This window comes from Bacillus sp. MM2020_4, assembly GCF_011250555.1.
In the GTDB taxonomy this organism is placed as follows: Bacteria; Bacillota; Bacilli; order Bacillales; family Cytobacillaceae; genus Neobacillus.
Genome location: NZ_JAANMZ010000002.1, coordinates 252,592 through 268,850 on the forward strand (window position 1 = coordinate 252,592; position 16,259 = coordinate 268,850).

17 protein-coding genes and 1 other annotated feature are annotated in these 16,259 nt (G+C 40.8%); all 17 genes read right to left on the reverse strand.

The window, feature by feature from the left end; genetic code table 11:
- Nucleotides 1-47: 47 nt before the first annotated feature.
- Nucleotides 48-524 carry a transcription elongation factor GreA gene (gene greA, locus G6554_RS03220; protein ID WP_166238688.1) on the reverse strand — a complete coding sequence of 159 codons (477 nt, stop codon included), beginning with the start codon at nt 522-524 and terminating at the stop codon, nt 48-50.
- 153 nt (nt 525-677) lie between these two features.
- A complete protein-coding gene (gene udk / locus G6554_RS03225; RefSeq protein WP_166238690.1) occupies nt 678-1,313 on the reverse strand; it encodes a uridine kinase in 636 nt (211 codons plus the stop codon).
- Entirely contained in the window at nt 1,310-2,584 is a 1,275-nt protein-coding gene (locus tag G6554_RS03230; protein WP_166238692.1) for a peptidase U32 family protein, read from the reverse strand. The genes udk and G6554_RS03230 overlap by 4 nt, the downstream gene beginning before the upstream one ends.
- An 81-nt stretch (nt 2,585-2,665) precedes the next feature.
- Nucleotides 2,666-3,595, reverse strand: a complete 930-nt coding sequence (locus G6554_RS03235; RefSeq protein ID WP_166238695.1) for a peptidase U32 family protein — start codon at nt 3,593-3,595, stop codon at nt 2,666-2,668.
- On the reverse strand, nt 3,592-4,242 hold the full coding sequence (locus G6554_RS03240; RefSeq protein ID WP_166238697.1) for an O-methyltransferase: 651 nt from the start codon (nt 4,240-4,242) through the stop codon (nt 3,592-3,594). The genes G6554_RS03235 and G6554_RS03240 overlap by 4 nt, the downstream gene beginning before the upstream one ends.
- Before the next feature lie 233 nt (nt 4,243-4,475).
- Nucleotides 4,476-5,612 carry an endolytic transglycosylase MltG gene (gene mltG / locus G6554_RS03245; protein WP_166238699.1) on the reverse strand — a complete coding sequence of 379 codons (1,137 nt, stop codon included), beginning with the start codon at nt 5,610-5,612 and terminating at the stop codon, nt 4,476-4,478.
- 216 nt (nt 5,613-5,828) lie between these two features.
- Nucleotides 5,829-6,134, reverse strand: coding sequence for a DUF1292 domain-containing protein (locus tag G6554_RS03250; RefSeq protein ID WP_166238701.1), 306 nt, complete (start codon nt 6,132-6,134; stop codon nt 5,829-5,831).
- 13 nt (nt 6,135-6,147) lie between these two features.
- Nucleotides 6,148-6,564, reverse strand: coding sequence for a Holliday junction resolvase RuvX (gene ruvX, locus G6554_RS03255; protein WP_166238703.1), 417 nt, complete (start codon nt 6,562-6,564; stop codon nt 6,148-6,150).
- 3 nt (nt 6,565-6,567) lie between these two features.
- Complete coding sequence (locus G6554_RS03260) at nt 6,568-6,834, reverse strand: IreB family regulatory phosphoprotein (RefSeq protein WP_007084549.1); 267 nt, start codon at nt 6,832-6,834, stop codon at nt 6,568-6,570.
- Nucleotides 6,835-6,953: 119 nt separating this feature from the next.
- Entirely contained in the window at nt 6,954-9,590 is a 2,637-nt protein-coding gene (gene alaS, locus G6554_RS03265; protein ID WP_166238705.1) for an alanine--tRNA ligase, read from the reverse strand.
- 55 nt (nt 9,591-9,645) lie between these two features.
- Nucleotides 9,646-9,879: a binding site (T-box leader), on the reverse strand.
- Between the two features lie 37 nt (nt 9,880-9,916).
- Nucleotides 9,917-10,981 (reverse strand): AI-2E family transporter, encoded by a 1,065-nt coding sequence (locus tag G6554_RS03270; RefSeq protein WP_166238707.1) that lies wholly within the window; start codon nt 10,979-10,981, stop codon nt 9,917-9,919.
- Between the two features lie 90 nt (nt 10,982-11,071).
- Nucleotides 11,072-11,206: a YrzQ family protein gene (locus G6554_RS03275; protein WP_166238709.1), complete on the reverse strand. Its 135-nt coding sequence runs from the start codon at nt 11,204-11,206 to the stop codon at nt 11,072-11,074.
- A 22-nt stretch (nt 11,207-11,228) separates the two neighbouring features.
- The gene (locus G6554_RS03280) at nt 11,229-11,420 is read right to left on the reverse strand and encodes a hypothetical protein (protein WP_149871089.1); all 192 of its coding nucleotides are present in this window, start codon (nt 11,418-11,420) and stop codon (nt 11,229-11,231) included.
- Between the two features lie 11 nt (nt 11,421-11,431).
- A complete protein-coding gene (locus G6554_RS03285) occupies nt 11,432-11,908 on the reverse strand; it encodes a PRC-barrel domain-containing protein (protein WP_166238711.1) in 477 nt (158 codons plus the stop codon).
- Nucleotides 11,909-11,942: 34 nt separating this feature from the next.
- On the reverse strand, nt 11,943-14,366 hold the full coding sequence (gene recD2 / locus G6554_RS03290) for an SF1B family DNA helicase RecD2 (RefSeq protein WP_166238713.1): 2,424 nt from the start codon (nt 14,364-14,366) through the stop codon (nt 11,943-11,945).
- A 32-nt stretch (nt 14,367-14,398) separates the two neighbouring features.
- On the reverse strand, nt 14,399-15,052 hold the full coding sequence (locus G6554_RS03295; RefSeq protein WP_166238715.1) for a tetratricopeptide repeat protein: 654 nt from the start codon (nt 15,050-15,052) through the stop codon (nt 14,399-14,401).
- 83 nt (nt 15,053-15,135) lie between these two features.
- Complete coding sequence (gene mnmA, locus G6554_RS03300; protein ID WP_166238717.1) at nt 15,136-16,254, reverse strand: tRNA 2-thiouridine(34) synthase MnmA; 1,119 nt, start codon at nt 16,252-16,254, stop codon at nt 15,136-15,138.
- Nucleotides 16,255-16,259 lie beyond the last annotated feature (5 nt).

Genomic DNA, 16,259 nt, shown 5'->3' on the forward strand with positions numbered 1-16,259 from the left:
GGTTCAAGCATTTCAAACAATATTCAGATGAATTGTACTCATATCATTTAGTTAATCTTTGTAATACGGACGCTCATTTCACCGCCTGGTGTTTGAACAGAGACTTGATCGCCTACTTTTTTACCTAAAAGACTTTTCGCAATCGGCGAGTCATTCGAAATTTTCCCTTCAAATGGATCTGCCTCAGCACTTCCAACAATAGAGTAAGTTTCTTCTTCCCCATCCGGAAGTTCAATAAATGTAACGGATCTGCCAAGTGCGACTGAATCGCCGGCGATCTCGCTTTCAGCAATTATCTTAGCATTACGAATCATATTTTCTAAGGTCGTAATACGGCCCTCAACAAATGCCTGCTCTTCTTTTGCGGAATCATACTCAGAGTTTTCAGATAAATCACCAAAACTTCTAGCAATTTTAATTCTTTCCACCACTTCTTTACGCTTTACTGATTTTAAGTATTCAAGTTCTTGTACAAGTTTGTCTTTTCCTGCTTGTGTCATAGGAAATACTTTTTCTGCAGCCAAAACCCTCACTCCTTCAAGTCTCACAATCCCCCATTAGAATTGTGTATGTATGGTATGTAGATTGTTTGCCATATGGCAAATACATAGTAGCGCGTCCTTTTAAAAGGGGACGCGCTAAAATTATTTATTTTAAGTCTAATAATAGCTATTGTGTCATAAAAATGACTTTTGTTCAAGAATTGTTTGAATTTTTGTGACCATTAAATCGACGGCAACATGATTTTGGCCGCCCTCAGGGATAATGACATCGGCATAACGCTTCGTTGGTTCAATAAATTGGTTATGCATTGGCCGGACTACATTCAGATATTGATCGATAACAGAATCGAAAGTCCGTCCCCTTTCGCGAATATCACGAGTCAGCCGGCGGATGATTCGCAAATCGGCATCCGTATCTACGTACAATTTGATGTCCATTAAATTGCGAAGCCGCTCATCCTCGAGTACTAAAATCCCCTCCAAAATGATTACATCCTGCGGCTCCACGGGTATAACCTTATCTGAACGAGTGTGGATGGAATAATCATAAACAGGTTTTTCTATTGCTTCATAGCGTAAAAGTTTCTCAATATGCTCGATTAGCAAATCATTATCAAAAGCAAGCGGGTGATCATAATTTGTCTTCAATCGTTCCTCAAAAGGCACATCATGTTGATCCTTGTAGTAATAATCTTGTTCCAGCACCAAAATGGAATGTTCCTTCAAGCTTTCGTAAATAGCTTTTGTTACACTGGTTTTTCCGGAGCCTGAGCCGCCGGTTACACCAATAACAACCGGTTTCTGCATCATGCGTTCTCCTTTCGCATCATGTTGTTAGGGTACACCGGTTTGTCCAATTTAAATTGTACAATCTGAAGCGGATGTCTAGCTGCATCCAATTCATTCCCTTTTTCATCCCAAACTTTATCAATCACATGCGTAAAGTTTTGAATTTCCGGTCCGAAAAATTCTACTTCTTGCCCCGGCTTAAAATGGTTTCTTTGCTGTAATGTCACTATCTGTGTTTCCTCGTTATAATCCAGCACAAGACCAACAAACTCAAACTTTGTCTTCTTGCTATGATTACCAAACATTTGCTCTTTATACCCTGGAACCCCTTCAAAAAAAGCAGGCGCTGTTTCACGGTTTGCACATTTATCGAGTTCTTCTAACCATTCACGCTTGATGACGAAATTCTCAGGGTCAGCGCAATAGGCATCAATCACTTTCCGATAAACACTCACAACTGTGGCAATGTAATGAATTGATTTCATTCTGCCTTCAATTTTCAAACTGTCAATCCCTAGTTCAATCATCTGTGGAATCGCCTGAATTAAATTAAGATCCTTCGGGCTCATCGCAAACGGGTCATTGCCTTCTTCAAACAGGGCAACTTCTTGATTACTGCCTTCTAGTGTGTAGAGATCATAATCCCAGCGGCAAGACTGGCAGCATCCGCCGCGGTTGGAATCCCGTGCTGTCATATGATTACTCAATGTACAACGTCCAGAATAGGCGATGCACATGGCTCCATGAATAAAGGTTTCAATCTCAACATCGACCTTTTCCTTCATTTCTCTGATTTCATCCGCACTGACCTCTCTTGCTAATACGACACGTTCTGCACCTGATTCTTTCCAAAACTGTGCAGCCTTCCAGTTAGAAAGTGACTGCTGTGTGCTGATATGGATCTCGATCTCCGGGGCAAGCCGCTGGCAGGTTTCAATAATGAGTGGGTCCGCAACAATAATCCCGGCAATTCCTGTTTCCTTCAAGCCAAGAATATATTCCTCTAAACCGTCAATATTTTCATTATGGGCAAAAATGTTCGTTGTCACATAAATTTTCGCGCCATATTTTTTGGCAAATTCGACGCCTTCTTTCATTTCCTCAAATGTAAAGTTATCAGCGTTTGAACGAAGTCCATATTCCTGACCGCCAATAAACACAGCATCTGCCCCATAATGAACCGCAATTTTTAATTTTTCAAGATTACCCGCTGGCGCAAGGAGTTCTGGCTTTTTCACTATGACACGTTTTCCATCGATGATTTCAGAAATAGTATCTTTAACGCTATTCATGTTTGCACCCCTCCTAAGTTTTGTCTAGCTTCAGCGCCAAGGGGTCATAAGCCCCTGTGCAAGGCGCTTCCGCTTTTCTAATTAGTAAACCGTTTCTTTGAAAAAGAATCCTGTATCTATTGAACGATTGGCCGGTTGAATTTCCTCAATTGCAGCCAACAGCTCATCCTTTTTATCGTCATATGCATCCGGATCTTCCATAAATAAGTCAATTGCTGCACGATAAGCCTTTGTTACAGCTAAAATATATTCAGGACTTTTTAAGATTCCATCGATTTTAAACGTATCAACACCGGCTTCGAGCATTTCTTGCAGTTCATCAATCATACAAATATCATTTGGGCTCATAATATGCGTACCGTTCTCATCTTCGAAAATCGGATATTTATTTTCACGCTCTTTATCATGCAAAAACATATTTTTTTCCATCTTACGATTTTCAACTTCCAAGACTTTTCCTTGATACTCATAATAGTTACCTAGTAATGAGCGTTTAGATTGAAACATACAACTCATTCCGTGTACCTGGACTTCAATTTCCACTTCAGCATGTTGCTTCATTTCAATAATGGCATCCATGTTGATTTCACGTGCTAGGACTGCCCGTTTTGCACCTTTTCGACCCCAATAGTTACATGTGTACCAGTTTGTTCCCGTTGTCTCGGTATTCCAATGGAGTTTCATTTCCGGTGCCACTTCTTTTGCCGTCATTAATACAGCCGGGTCGCCGAAAATAATTGCATCCGCCATTGCTTCTTGAGCAAATTGAATATAGTCAGCAAGTTCGGCAATTTTTTCATTGTGAAATATCGCATTCATCGCCACATACACTTTTTTTCCCTTGCTATGGGCTAGAGTAATCGCCTTTTTAACATCTTCACGATTGAATTCTCCTGCTAGTCGTAAACCATATCGCTGCTCACCCACCACAAATGCATCTGCACCGGCTTCCGCTAAGGGTAAAATCTCATCCACGGACAATGGAGTGACAAGCAATTCTGTTTTTTTCATTTCCTCTCACCTCTCCTTTTACTAATGGCAACCCCGTCTCCTACAGGGAGAATCACGGAGTCATAATCCGCATGATCCATTAACCAATGGTTAAAATCATCAATTTTCTTAACAAGGTTTCGGGTTCTCTTCGATTCAATTTCTTCTTCTGCGACAAGACCTTTAAACAATACATTATCGGTGATAATCATTCCGTCCGGACTCAGATATTTTTCATACATCGTAAAGAACTTTTGATATTGGCCTTTTGCCGCATCAATAAAGATGGCATCATACGGAGCATGTACACGAACCTGATCTTCCACTTCGAGCGCATCACCTTCAATTAGGGTGATTTGCTCCCCGTACAAAGAACGCCCAATAAATTCTTTTGCCACTTGAATTCGCTCAACATCACGCTCAATCGTTATGATTTCAGCATTCGGCATCGCTTCAGCCATTCGTAATCCTGAATACCCAATCGCAGTTCCGACCTCTAGAATTTTGTGCGAGCGATGAATCCGCAGAACTTGCAGCATCATTTCAATCCCTGCAAGTTCCATAATCGGGACATTATGTTCTTTCGCATAGCTTTCCATTTCCGTAAACAATGGATTTCGTTCTGAAATTAGATTATCAATATAAAAATGCAGCTTCTCATTTAACAAGCTGCCGTCACCTCAATTCCTATAGAAGCATTGTTACCTTTACATAATGCTCTTTAGACATGAAAAAATAGCGTTCACAGGAAATAACGAGCTGATGAGATCAACTCTGTGCGTTTTTGGTCAGATACACCACAAAACCATACTGTGAGTTACGCTATAGAATACATATTAAAACACCTGAATTATTTTATCATAAAAAGAGGGGGAATGCTAATCTTTCCCCCTAAGATTTATTATTTTTTATTGGTAATATGTTTTGTCTTTTCTTGATTATGTTCAACCAATGTCTTTGTAAAAATAACTTCGCCTTCTGGGGTTGCCAGGAAGTAATAATAATCCGTTTCTTCCGGATCCAATGCCGCTTCAATCGAATCTTTTCCGGCACTTGCTATCGGCCCTGGTGGAAGTCCGGTATTTTTATACGTATTATAGGGTGAATTCACTTCCAAATCCTCATATAAAACCTTATCTTTATGTCTCCCTTGCGCATATAAAACCGTTGGGTCAGTTTGGAGCGGCATCCCTTTTTTTATTCGATTATAGAAAACACTGGCGATCGTTTTACGGTCGGCTTTTTCCGTAGCTTCCTCCTCCACTAACGAGGCCATCGTTAATAATTGATGAACGGATAGCTTTTTCTCTTTACTTGCTTCCGCATAATCAGATAGTACATTTCGTGTTTTATCCAGCATGGCTGTGACTATTTCATCAATTGTTGGATTTGGTTTATAAAACGGATAGGTAGCCGGGAATAGATATCCTTCGAGCGGATATTTGACCGTAGAGTGTAACACTTCATCTGTTAAAATATCCGGATATTTGGCCATTAACGTTTTAATAAATTCTTTGTCATTTAATTTAGCAAATACGTCTTCTTCCTTTTGGTTTGTCGCTTTTGCCATAATAGCGGCAATTTCTGTAAGCTGCTTCCCTTCTGGAATCGCAATCTTAAAACTCGCTTTTGCGAGTACCTTACCCGTTTTCAGACGGCTGACAATTTCTGCCACATCCATTGAAGGGCTTAGCTGATAATTACCAGCCATAAATCCACCTTCATTTTTTAGCTTTACATAATACTTAAATACTTTTGCATTTTTAATAATTCCATTTGTCTCTAATTTCTCACCAATTCCTGTGACGGATGAACCTAACGGAATTTCAACTGTTTTTTGTTTCTTACTTTTAGAATCAACTGGTTTCAGTGCTGATTGTATGTAAAGGTATCCCCCACCACCGATAACGACGATCAATAATAGGATTAAGATCGAAATGATTGAAACTATCTTACGAACAACCCTTGCTTCATGGTGCTGTTCAAGCATTTTTTGCCGAATAATCTCTTTTTTTGTTCCCTTTTCGTCAGATGTCATCGTTTTCCCCCTTCCCATGACCATTGAATAAAAAAAGCCAAATTTATTAAAAATAAAAAAGGATATCTTAATTATTTCAGCATATTGTGAGAAAAATGTCAATTTATGAAGAAAAACGGAAGGTACCGGAGGCTGGACAATTCTCAAAGTCAAAATCTCCACTTTCTTTTGTCGAAAAAGAAAGAATCGGCCGCTATGCAGCCGATTCCCTAATTCTTATTCTACCTCTTGATCTTCATTAAAAGTATTAAATACTTCTTCCACCATATCCCATTCTTCATCCGTTTCAATTTCCATTAACTCGCCAAGACCGCCATCTTCCGTTGGGATGTAAGCATATGTGAGGATGTCAATTTCTTCTTCCTCTTCTTCATTTGCACCTACTGGATAAAAGAAAATATAGGATTTTTCAAATTCATCAGAATCAAATGTGAAAAGTATTTCAAATAGTTGTTCATCGCCATTTTCATCAATCAATGTGATATAGCGATCTTCTTCATTATGTTCGTGTTCGTGTGTCATTTTCTTCACCTCATTAATTTTTACTATCAAGATAGCCTTGCAAAATCATCACTGCTGCCATTTTATCAATAACCTTTTTTCGCTTTTTTCGACTGACATCAGCTTCCAGTAATACCCGTTCAGCTGCCATTGTAGTCAGACGCTCGTCCCATAAAACAGTCGGCACAGCAAATTTAGTTTCAATTTCAGCAGCAAAGTGCTTACTAGCTTCAGCCCGTGGGCCAACTGTACCATTCATATTTTTAGGAAAACCGATGACGACCGTATCAACTTGATACTCACTAATTAATTGACCAATTTCCTCAAAACCAAACTGTTGTTTTTCTTCATTGATTTTGAGAGTTTTGAGACCCTGTGCTGTCCATCCTAGCTCATCACTAATGGCTACACCGACAGTTTTTGAGCCTACATCTAAACCCATTGCACGCATTAATTAAACCTCTCGTTGTTGTTTTAAGTAGGATTTGACCAATTCCTCAATGATTTCGTCCCGTTCCAGCTTACGAATGATGTTACGGGCATCGCGATGCCGTGGAATATAAGCAGGGTCACCGGATAACAGGTAGCCGACAATTTGATTAATAGGATTATAACCTTTTTCCTGCAGAGCCTCATAAACTTGAAGAAGGACATCCTTCACATCATGTTCAAACGGCTCTTCAGGAAAATTAAATCGCATTGTTTTGTCAAATGAACTCATTTCATGCACCCCGCCTTTCTAACAGAGGAGAGAATTGTAATGTCTAGCGGAAGCACCTGGTTAAGGCGCTTCCGCTTTTTTGCACTCTTACCTACATTTTACACTACTTTGTCCTATTATCAAATGGATTTTACCCATTCCTCAACGAATTGCAGTGCAGGTTCCAGTTTTTCCGGATCCTTTCCGCCGGCTTGTGCCATATCCGGACGGCCGCCACCGCCACCGCCGCAGCGAGAAGCTACTTCTTTAATTAGTTTCCCGGCATGATAGCCTTTTTCGATTAAATCCTTTGTTACAGCGGCGATCAAATTCACTTTACCTTCATGGGCACTGCCAAGAACGATGACAACCGAACCAAGCTTTTGCTTCAAGTCGTCGGCCATATTTCTCAAGTTATTCATATCTGCTGCCTGAACTTGAGCGGCTAAAACTGTTACACCGTCAATTTCTTTCGCCTTCGAAACAAGGCTGCCTGCTTCAATGTTTCCAAGTTTTGCGGCAAGGGATTCATTTTCCCGCTGCAGTTGTTTGATTTCAACCATCAGGCCATCAATCCGGTGCACAATCTCTTTCGGATTTGTTTTTAATTTTTCAGCAGCATCCTTTAACAAACCAACTTGTTCACTTAGTGATTTGTATGCTGATTCAGCCGTTACGGCCTCAATTCTTCTGGTTCCGGCACCAATTCCACCTTCGGAAACAATTTTAAATAGTCCAATAACAGATGTATTGGGAACATGGCAGCCACCACACAGCTCAAGACTGTAATCCCCAACCCTTACAACACGAACAATATCACCATATTTTTCTCCAAACAGCGCCATAGCTCCCAGTGCTTTTGCTTCAGCAATTGGTTTAAGGCTAATATCCACTTCGATGTTTCTCCAGATTTTTTCGTTCACAATTCTTTCGACTTGTTCTAGTTCATCCGGCGTAATTTGACCAAAATGCGAAAAATCAAAACGAAGACGGTCAGGCTCTACAAGGGAACCGGCTTGATTTACATGCTCACCAAGAATATCTTTTAATGCCTGATGCAGCAAGTGGGTTGCCGTATGATTTTTAATAATCTTCACACGATTTTCAGCATCTACTTTCGCCGTTACCAGTTGATTCGTTTTTAGCGTACCACTCTTCACGACTACTTGATGGAGGTTTTGACCATTCGGTGCCTTTTGTACATCCTTAACAGCAACTGCTACACCTTCTCCTTCTATCAAACCAAGGTCAGCGATTTGCCCGCCGCTCTCTGCATAAAACGGTGTCATATCTAGGATAAGTTGTATTTCTTCACCACTGGATGCTTCCTCAACCAGTTCACCATTTTTTAAGATGGCTACAACTGTCGAGCTTGTCTCTAGAGTATCGTAGCCAACAAATTTACTTTCAACTGTAACATCACGAAGCACGCCCTTTTGAACCTGCATCGAATCGACGTCCTGACGAGCCGCACGTGCACGTTCACGCTGCTGCTCCATCTCCACTTCAAAGCCTTGATGGTCAACCTTCATGCCTTCTTCTTCAGCATATTCTTCTGTCAATTCAACCGGGAAACCATAGGTGTCGTAGAGTCGGAAAATATCGGTACCTGTAATGGTATCGCTGCCCTTTTCTTTTTCCTTTTTAATAACGCTTGCTAAAATCGTCAAGCCTTCATGAAGGGTTTCGTGGAAACGCTCTTCCTCGTTTTTGATCACCTTTTGAATGAATTCGGTCTTGTCCTTTACTTCCGGATAGAAGTCATGCATGATTTCTCCAACGATAGGAACGAGTTCAAACATAAATGGACGGTTAATATTAATTTGTTTCGCATAGCGGACAGCACGGCGCAGCAAGCGGCGCAATACATAGCCGCGACCTTCATTTGATGGCAATGCCCCGTCTCCGACAGCAAAAGCTACGGTTCGGATATGGTCAGCAATTACTTTAAAAGCTACGTCGCGTTCTTTATCGACACCATATTTTTCACCCGAGATTTCTTCCGTAGCCCGAATGATGGGGATAAATAAATCAGTATCAAAATTAGTCGGAACGTTTTGAACGACAGATGCCATCCGCTCTAGTCCCATACCGGTATCAATATTTTTCTTTGGCAGCGGTGTATACGTACCATCAGGGTTATGATTAAATTGTGAAAAGACAAGGTTCCAAACCTCAAGGTATCGGTCGTTTTCACCGCCTGGATATAACTCAGGATCGCTTGGGTCATTACCATATTCCGGGCCGCGATCATAGAAAATTTCCGTATTCGGGCCGCTTGGACCTTCACCAATATCCCAGAAGTTTCCCTCCAGGCGAATAATTCGTTCCTCAGGCAAACCAATTGTCTTATGCCAAATGTCAAATGCTTCATGATCTTCAGGATGAACAGTAACAGACAGAAGTTCCGGGTCCCAGCCAATCCATTTAGTATCAGTTAAAAACTCCCATGCCCATTCAATTGCTTCTTGTTTGAAATATTCACCAATAGAAAAATTACCGAGCATCTCAAAGAATGTATGATGGCGCGCTGTTTTCCCAACGTTTTCAATGTCATTGGTTCTGATTGATTTTTGTGCATTTGTGATCCGAGGATTTTCAGGTACAACACGACCGTCAAAATATTTCTTTAAAGTTGCAACACCACTATTAATCCACAATAATGATGGATCATCATGTGGAACAAGTGAGGCACTCGGTTCAATCGTGTGTCCTTTTTCTTCGTTAAAAAATTGTAAAAACATCGAGCGAATTTGTGATCCTGTTAAGTTTTTCATTTAGATTGACCTCCTTTTTATGTAAAAAAGCATACAAAAAAGCCCTCATCCCCAAAACAGGGACGAGAGCTTATCTCGCGGTACCACCCTGATTATGAATACAAAAAGGCTGTATTCATCTCTCAAAATTGCCTTAACGCGGCGAAACGGCAGGGATTAGCTGCACTCCGGATTAGCTTTCTGTCATCCTTCATCTAGAGCTTCTTTCAGCCATGGAAGCTCCTCTCTTCTGCGCGTTCAATGCGTTACAGATGGTCTACAACATACTCATGTCCTTCAACATTTTACTACTATATGACGAATTATAGCCACGAAAAAAACGTTTGTCAATTTGATTCATGACTGAAATGACTTTTTGCATGAATTATCCCTACTTTGAGCACCGCAAGCACCGGGACTGCTAAAATCAATCCAAGTATTCCGCCAATTTCCCCGCCGGCAGTTAACGCCACCATAATGACTAACGGGTGCATATGCAGGCTTTTGCCAACAATATACGGTGATAAAATATTTCCTTCAAGGAATTGGAGACCAAAAACAATCACTAAGGTAATGATCACTAATTTAATTGATGTTGTCGCAGCGATGATCACTGCTGGTACCGCCCCGATAATCGGACCAAAATAAGGGATGACATTTGTCGCTCCAACAATCATCCCTAATAATAAAGGATAGTTCAAATCAAAAATCCAAAATAACAGAGCAGAAAGACTACCAATAATGATACAAACCAACAGTTGTCCTCTGATATAGCTACCAAGAGATTCATCGACATCCTTGAGAAAAAGCGTGCCCTTCTTCCGCCATTTTTTAGGGGTAATATACCACACAGCCCGTTTAATTAAGGGAAAGTCCTTTAACATATAAAAGGCGATAAAAGGAATAAGTAACATAAGTAACGCCGAATTTAGGAAACCCATAAGGATGTTAACGATGATGGTTAGTAATGAATCCATCTTTTTTTCGAAGGTATCAATGCCCTCATTCATCCGTGCCTGAAGTCCATCTGGCCACGCCCTTGTGTGCGACTGCAAGTCATTAATCCAGCCACGGTATTGTTCGGCAAAAGCAGGAGCACTTTCAGACAGGTCCTTTAATTGGTCAATAATGGCAGGTATTCCTTTATAAAGTCCAAAACCAATTCCGCCAAAAAAAAGAAAATAAATTAAGAAAATGGCAAGCCCGCGGTGGAGTCCTTTTTCGTGTGATTTTTCAACAATCGGGTGTAGTAAATAGGTGATAAACCCACCAATCACAAAGGGAAGAAGGATGATGGCTGCCATTCGGACAATCGGCATCCATAGGAAACTTATTTTCAGAAAAACAAAAATGACAATTAATAAAAGGAGCAAAAAGCCAATTCGATAATACCATTTCATACGAATATCCACTTCCAAGCCTCCTTTTTGTTAGTTTTGGAGACAATTAATGTAAATATACAAAAATCCCCCTCAATTTTATAAGGGGGATTTAAACACATGTTAGAATATCGCACGTTTCACTTTCTTTTGCATTCTTTTCATATTGCGGGCAGACATCATATTGTTTCTTTGAGCCATATTATATGCTGCCATGCCTGCACCAAAAGCAACCACTGTTGTCATCATTTTATTCATACGTCTCACCTCTTCTTTATATTTAAAGGGTGTAGCGACGCTCCTCTTCTTCAAACAAATCATCTAAGGAACTGAGTGACCCATCCTCTTCGACTTGGTGGGTATTAATGATCCCTGAGGAAACAGAAAGTTCAATAAAACAGTTCCAGCAATAATATTGGTTGATACCAATTTTGCCAATATCTTTACTTTGACAATTTGGACACTTAAACATGAAAAGACACCTCACGTATCATTAACGTCTACGATAATGGCATCCTTTCCGATCGCTAAGGGCTTCTCGGATTGAATGACTTGTTTGCCTTCCGTGATATCCGAAAAGAAGCCATCCGTAATTTCGTACCCTACGATTGTGCCCACTTCTTCTTGAAAATATACATCTTTCAACAATCCGAGCGACTCCCCGCTTTTCGAAAGCATCATCATTCCATCCAATGGACGTTGATGTGTTAACGTATGCAGAGGGTTCTCCTTTAGCTTTTCCAATTGTTCCGCGTCCTCAACCATAACCCCATCCCAGCCAAAGAAGGTCACCTTTTGAATGTCCAGAAAAAAGGATTGTTTGAAGAAAACGCCTTTTTTTACAAGCAGGCCATTGACTTTTCCAGTGCTTGAAATACATAGGTCACTTATCTCACCAATTTTCGTGCCACTTCTCGTTTCAAATACAGGCTGACCTTTCAATAAAGAAAATGTCCGCAAAGAGTGTCCCACCTCCTCTCGAACATTTATAGTTTTAGCCATTTGTTAGAAAATCATAAGGTGTAAGGTTTTCCATACCTACCATTGGATTCACTTGCATTAATTCTTCCTCATAGGATAATTCATTGGATACGGCTTGATCCGTCATTTTGGCAGATGTCTCAAGAGCATTCACAGTGATGGTTTCTTGCAGCTTTTGACAAAGAGTCGTTTGCCTCAATAGCTCATCTGCTCGTTCAACCCCCATTCGAAGGGCATCCTCTTCACCACATAGAATCAATGATTGTTTACTTCTGGTAATCGCCGTATAAATTAAATTCCTTCGCAGCATCCGATAATAACTTCTAGTAATAGGTAAAATAACAATCGGAAATTCACTGCCCTGTGATTTATGGACCGAGCAGCAATAGGCATGGGTGATTTGATTCAGGTCCTGCTTTGTATATTCGACCTCATTCCCTTCAAAGGAAATATAAATCATATCCTGTTTCTCCATGTTTTCTTTCGCATAAATGATTGAAATAATTTCACCGATATCCCCGTTAAACACATTACTTTCCGGCTGGTTCACAAGCTGGAGTACCTTATCACCGATACGGTATTTTACCTCGCCAAAGGCGATTTCCTTCCGTTTTCCATCTGGATTCGGGTTGAAAATTTCCTGCAGCAGCACATTTAAGCGATCAATTCCTGCTGGTCCTCTGTACATTGGTGCCAACACCTGTATATCTTTTGCTGAATACCCTTTGTTTTTGGCATTTAAGGCTACTTTTTCCACCACTTGTGCCACCTGCGTCGTTGAACATTTAATAAACGAGCGATCAGCCTGTTTTGCAGTTATATTTGCAGGCAAATATCCTTTTTTAATTTCATGTGCCAGTTCGATGATCGATGATCCTTCTGCCTGCCGGTAAATATCGGTAAGGCGAACAGTCGGTATCCGTTCAGACTGCAGCAAGTCTTTTAAAACCTGTCCTGGCCCGACAGAAGGCAGTTGATCCTCGTCACCGACCATGATAACTTGAATATTCTCTGGTAATGCTTTGAACAATTGATTGGCAAGCCAAATATCGAGCATCGAGGTTTCGTCAACAATTAATATTTTCCCTTCGAGCGGGCTTGCATCATCACGATCAAATCCTTCTGATCCATTAAAGCCAAGTAATCGGTGAATCGTTACGGCAGGCAGTCCCGTCGACTCTGTCATTCGTTTGGCAGCACGTCCGGTCGGGGCAGCGAGTAAAAAGGGAAACGGCTCGTCCTTTTTGTGGTAATCCTTTATTTCTAAGGAACAGCCGTGCAGTTCTGCATATAGTTCTACTATTCCCTTGATTACAGTCGTCTTACCCGTACCAGGTCCGCCTGTTAAAATCAGCATTGGCGACATTAACGCCGTTTGAATCGCTTCCCTTTGGGACGGGGCATATTGGACTTGGAGACGTTCCTCTAATCCACCTAAAGCCAGTAGAAACTCCGATTCAGGGAATTGTTCCTTGTATTCTGTTTGCTGTAATATCCGCTGAATACTTGTAACAAGACCCTTTTCAGCGAAAAATAAAGATGGCAGGTATACACGCTTTTCCTCAACTTTTATTTTTCCCTCTTCTTCAAGCTTAATAACCTCATTTGAAATGTCTATGTATTCAATTTGATCACGTTTATTGTCTTCGAGCAGTACCCTTACTTGTTCTAACAAATCTTGAGCATGCATGTAAACATGTCCCGTTTGCATACTTTCGTTTTCTAGTGTGTAAAGGCAAGCTGCTTTTATTCGGTCTGGATGGCTTCCTGTAATCCCTAGCTGATGGCCAAGCTCATCCGCACGGCCAAAACCGATACCTTCAATATCTTCGACAAGCTGATAAGGATTTTTTTGAATCGTATTAAGTGTTTCTTCTTTATACGCTTGATAAATCCGCATTGAAATCTGCGGGCCAAAGCCATATTGATTCAGGGCGACCATAACCTGCTCAAGTCCTTGATGCTCCATCAACGTATCATAAAGCATTTTCGCCTTTTCAGGAGGAAGCTTTGGAATAGAATCAAGTAACGACGGCTGATTGAGGATTTTCGAAATCGCATCTTCTCCCAAGGTTTCAACAATGTTCTCGGCCGTCTTTTTCCCAATTCCCTTAAACATTTCACCGGATAAATAGGCTACAACCCCTTGTTTTGTTTGGGGCATATCTTTACGGAAATGATTGGTGTGAAATTGCACGCCAAACTTAGGATGTTCCTTAAAATCTCCGAAAAAGATATAGGATTCTTGTTCATGAATTTTTGGGAAATAACCGGTAACTACGGCTTCCTTGTCCTCATACGGATGATTTGTTTCATCAACACGGATTCTTAAAACGGTATAAAGATTTTGTTCATTATGAAAAATCGTTACGATTGGCCGTCCTTTAACAAACTTTCCTTGCTCCGCAAATAAATCGAGCGCATCTTGCTTTTCCATTTGGCTCCCTCCTTTCAGTTGAAGGTTAAAAATTATTGATTATTTTCAATCAGCTTTTTTGCATGACCTGCTAACAGATGATCTGGCTGAATGTCGAGTGCTTGATTGAACATGTGTAAGGCTCGTTCGCCGTCTTCTTTAAAGGCATAAGAAACACCTAAATTATAATAAGCATCTGAATGGTCAGGATCTAGCTCAATACATTTTTCGAGTTGGACAATCGCTTCGTCAATGAATTCAAGCTGCGCCAAACATAATCCATATTGAAAGCGTGCTTCCGCATCCTGTTCATTTAGTTCAACACTTCTTTGCAAATAAGGGAGGGCGAATCGGCCTTGATCCAGTTGAACGAGCGTCAATCCTAACATAAAGTAATTGTCGCTTGATTCAAGACCCTTTTTCATTGCTGTTTCAAACATATTTTTCGCCTCGTTGAAGAGGTCCTGAGTGAATAATATATTTCCAATGCTATAGTAAGCCGCCGCAGCATTTTCATCTAGGTTAAGCGCCTTTTGATAAAAATTTAACGCCTTTTCATCATCACCGAGGGCAGAAAGAAGATTACCAAAGTTAATATAGGCAACAGGGTCGTTCGGATTTTCCTCAATCGCCTTATTAAAGGCCTTTGCCGCCTCTTCCCAGTTGCCTTCCTGCATATATGCTACACCTAATTGGTTTTTATCCAAAAAAATCAACTCCGATCCTAAGAGAAAGTATATCATATTTACCAAAAAAACCCCGACTCCTAAGTAGGAATCAGGGTCAAATTTTAGCCAACATATGTCAACCGTTCACCATTTTTGTACACTTCGTCAATCGTTCCACCGCCAAGGCACTCGTCGCCATTGTAAAATACAGCTGCTTGTCCTGGGGTGATAGCCCGTATCGGTTCATGGAATAGAACTTGTACCTTATCGCCTTCTAAGAGACGAACAGTCACTTTATGATCTTCCTGACGATAACGGAATTTAGCCGTACATTCAAACTCGACAGGCTTGTCTTGATTTGAAACCCAGCTAACATTAACCGCAGTTATTGCATCAGAATATAGTTTTTCATGATGAAAGCCTTGTCCAACATAAAGGATATTTCGTTTTAAATCCTTTCCGATGGCAAACCATGGCTCGCCCGAACCGCCAATTCCCAAACCATGGCGTTGGCCGATTGTATGATACATCAGACCTTCATGCTTGCCTTTCATTTCGCCATCAAAGGTTTCCATATTTCCCGGTTGCGCTGGTAAGTATTGACCCAGGAATTCTTTAAAATTCCGCTCTCCAATAAAGCAGATACCGGTACTGTCTTTTTTCGTGGCAGTAGCAAGGTTCGCTTCCTTCGCAAGTTCCCGTACTTTTGATTTTTCAAGATTACCAATTGGGAACATTACTTTGCTGATTTGCTCTTGTGACAATTGATTTAAGAAATACGTTTGATCTTTATTTTCATCAATGCCGCGGAGCATTTTATATTCTCCGTCGCGGTACTCGACACGGGCGTAGTGACCAGTGGCAAGATAGTCAGCGCCCAAATTCATCGCATGCTCGAGGAATGCCTTAAATTTGATTTCCTTATTGCACATCACGTCAGGATTTGGCGTTCTGCCCGCTTTATATTCATCAAGGAAATAGGTAAAGACCTTGTCCCAATATTGCTTTTCAAAATTAACCGCATAGTAGGGAATGCCAATTTGATTGCAAACGCGGATGACATCCTCATAATCTTCCGTAGCCGTACAGACACCAAATTCATCCGTATCATCCCAGTTTTTCATAAAAATACCGATGACGTCGTACCCTTGCTGCTTTAATAAAAGTGCTGCGACAGAGGAATCAACACCGCCTGACATTCCCACAACTACACGAGTATTTTTTGGATCTTTTCTCTCCATATTTT

Excerpts from the sequence above, each read along its gene's own strand:
- udk (WP_166238690.1), bottom strand. The coding sequence starts at position 1,313 with ATGATGCAGAAACCGGTTGTTATTGGTGTAACCGGCGGCTCAGGCTCC.
- G6554_RS03230 (WP_166238692.1), bottom strand. The coding sequence starts at position 2,584 with ATGAATAGCGTTAAAGATACTATTTCTGAAATCATCGATGGAAAACGT.
- G6554_RS03235 (WP_166238695.1), bottom strand. The coding sequence starts at position 3,595 with ATGAAAAAAACAGAATTGCTTGTCACTCCATTGTCCGTGGATGAGATT.
- mltG (WP_166238699.1), bottom strand. The coding sequence starts at position 5,612 with ATGACATCTGACGAAAAGGGAACAAAAAAAGAGATTATTCGGCAAAAA.
- G6554_RS03250 (WP_166238701.1), bottom strand. The coding sequence starts at position 6,134 with ATGACACACGAACACGAACATAATGAAGAAGATCGCTATATCACATTG.
- ruvX (WP_166238703.1), bottom strand. The coding sequence starts at position 6,564 with ATGCGTGCAATGGGTTTAGATGTAGGCTCAAAAACTGTCGGTGTAGCC.
- G6554_RS03260 (WP_007084549.1), bottom strand. The coding sequence starts at position 6,834 with ATGAGTTCATTTGACAAAACAATGCGATTTAATTTTCCTGAAGAGCCG.
- alaS (WP_166238705.1), bottom strand. The coding sequence starts at position 9,590 with ATGAAAAACTTAACAGGATCACAAATTCGCTCGATGTTTTTACAATTT.
- G6554_RS03275 (WP_166238709.1), bottom strand. The coding sequence starts at position 11,206 with ATGAATAAAATGATGACAACAGTGGTTGCTTTTGGTGCAGGCATGGCA.
- G6554_RS03280 (WP_149871089.1), bottom strand. The coding sequence starts at position 11,420 with ATGTTTAAGTGTCCAAATTGTCAAAGTAAAGATATTGGCAAAATTGGT.
- recD2 (WP_166238713.1), bottom strand. The coding sequence starts at position 14,366 with ATGGAAAAGCAAGATGCGCTCGATTTATTTGCGGAGCAAGGAAAGTTT.
- mnmA (WP_166238717.1), bottom strand. The coding sequence starts at position 16,254 with ATGGAGAGAAAAGATCCAAAAAATACTCGTGTAGTTGTGGGAATGTCA.